Origin of the sequence: Streptomyces cahuitamycinicus (assembly GCF_002891435.1) — a bacterium.
In the GTDB taxonomy this organism is placed as follows: Bacteria; Actinomycetota; Actinomycetes; order Streptomycetales; family Streptomycetaceae; genus Streptomyces; species Streptomyces cahuitamycinicus.
Map to the genome: position 1 here is coordinate 1 of NZ_POUC01000757.1, position 2,055 is coordinate 2,055.

Below are 2,055 nucleotides of genomic sequence, written 5' to 3' on the forward strand. Positions count from 1 at the left end.
GGAAAGAGGTACACCCGCATGCGTACACGCACCCTCCTCACCCTCACCGCCGCCGTCGCCGCCCTGGGCCTCGCCGCCCCCGCCTCCGCGGCTGACACTCCCGTTCTGACCACCGCCGACGGAGCGGCCGTCGCGGTCGGCGACGTCCTCGACGCGTCCCTGGCGAGCGGCACCGCCGCCACCTTCTACTCCAGCGCGACCGGCACCAGCGGCATCTCCTGCACCAAGTCGGCGTTCTCCGCCGCCGTCACCGACAACCCGGCCGCCCCCGGCACCGCCACCGAGTCCCTGACGTCGCACAGCTTCGACACCAGTGGCTGCACAGCCAACGTCATCGGGGTGCTCGGCGTCAGCGGCATCACCGTCGACAACCTGCCCTACACCACCAGCGTGTCCTCCGACGGCACCGTCTCCGTGACTCCGGCCGCGGGCTCCGCCGTCCAGTCCACGGTCAAGCTGCGCACCCTGCTCGGCACCATCACCTGCGTCTACCGGACCCCCGGCCTGACCGGCACGGCGAGCAACGCCGACAACAGCATCTCCTTCACCAACCAGCACTTCACCAAGGTGTCCGGCTCGTCGCTGTGCTTCAGCAACGCCTACTTCACCGCCAAGTACGCCCCGGTGACCAAGGGGGGCGTGGCCGTCGTGGTCAACTAGGGGCGGGTGACGGTAGTTCAGCGTCGCCGTAGCCGTACGGCCAGGGCGGCGCCGCCGGCGAGCAGCAGCACCGCCGCGGCGCCGCCCGCCAGCAGGGGCGCGGAGGGGCCGGAGGACGGGCCGGACGTGGTGGCCAGTGGCGTGTGGTCGTCCTGGGGCCGCGGGCCGGAGGAGTCGACGGCGGGGCTCGCCACCGGCTCCTTCTTCTCCGGCGCCCTCCTCTGTTCGGGCTTCCTCTTCTCCGGCTCCTCCGTCTTCCGTTCCGTGCGCGCCTCCTCCTTCCGCGGCTCCTTCTCCGTCTTCTTCTCCGCCTCCGGGAACACCACGTCCGAGCACGAGTAGTAGGTGTCCGGCGTGCTGCTGTTCTGCCAGACCGTGTACAGCACATGCCGCCCGGCCCGGTCGGACGGGACAGTCGCCTCGATGCGGTACGCGTCGTCCGTCAGGGCCGGGTCCCTCACCTCGGCGAACGGCTTCGAGGGCAGGTCGGACCAGGACAGCGGCCCGGCCGGGTCGTAGCCGGGCTTCGTCAGATACATCCGGAACGTGCCGGTGTGCGGGATCGTCGAGACGTACCGCATCGTCAGTGTCGCGCCGGGTGTCATCCGGGTCGACGGCCAGTCGGCGCGGGCGAGGTCGAGGCCCCGGTAGGCGGGCAGGCCACCGCTGCACAGCTTCCCGTCCGGGATCACCGAGCGGTCCCGGCCGTTCACGTTCGCCACCCGCAGGTTGTCCCACGCCGTGAAGGGCGTGCCGTTCGCGGCGACGGCCGCACGGCACGCCGCCGTGCCCGCCCGGTCACCGCCCTGTGGGGAACAGGCCACCACCCGGCTCACCGGGTCCGTCGGCGCCCCGTGCGCGCGGGCGGGTCCCGCCGTCCCGAGCGGCAGCAGCAGCGGGGTCACCAGGACCGCGGCGAGTGCGGTGCGGTGTGCGGTCGTACGAGGCATCCGTCTGCTTCTCCTCGGCCCGGCGGCGACGTTCGGTGTGCAGTACGGGAAATCGGCCCGACGCGTTCATCGCGTAACGACCCGCTGCAAAAGCGCCCATTGGGCGGCCAACTGCCCGCTGTCCGCCTGCCATAGAGGGTGGGGTGGCGAAGGGAACGAGGGTTTCCCCTGTATCCCGATGACCTTCCCTTTGCCTATCGTTCGAACGCAGCTGACCCACAGGTAACCCCGAACGGTCCGCTTCCGCCACACGCCTGGCCGGCCATCGCGTCGCTCTTCGCTTTTCGAACCACCCCCCTCCGCTTCGAGGACGAAGCGACCCCACCGCCGCTCCGCCCAGCCCGGAGTCCGGCCACGAAAGGCAACGACTGTGCGTATCTCCCCAGAGCTCAGACGGAAGCTGATATCCGTCGCCGTCGTCTCCACCGCCCTGCTGACCGCAGCC

2 protein-coding genes are annotated in these 2,055 nt (G+C 71.0%); one reads left to right on the forward strand and one right to left on the reverse strand.

Annotated features, from left to right (window positions below):
- The first annotated feature begins 18 nt into the window (after window positions 1-18).
- Entirely contained in the window at window positions 19-660 is a 642-nt protein-coding gene (locus C1J00_RS42480) for a Tat pathway signal sequence domain protein (protein ID WP_102914126.1), read from the forward strand.
- A gap of 17 nt (window positions 661-677) precedes the next feature.
- Here the strand turns inward: C1J00_RS42480 and C1J00_RS42485 are convergent, their stop codons facing one another.
- Window positions 678-1,610, reverse strand: a complete 933-nt coding sequence (locus C1J00_RS42485) for a lytic polysaccharide monooxygenase (RefSeq protein ID WP_102914125.1) — start codon at window positions 1,608-1,610, stop codon at window positions 678-680.
- Between the last annotated feature and the right edge of the window lie 445 nt (window positions 1,611-2,055).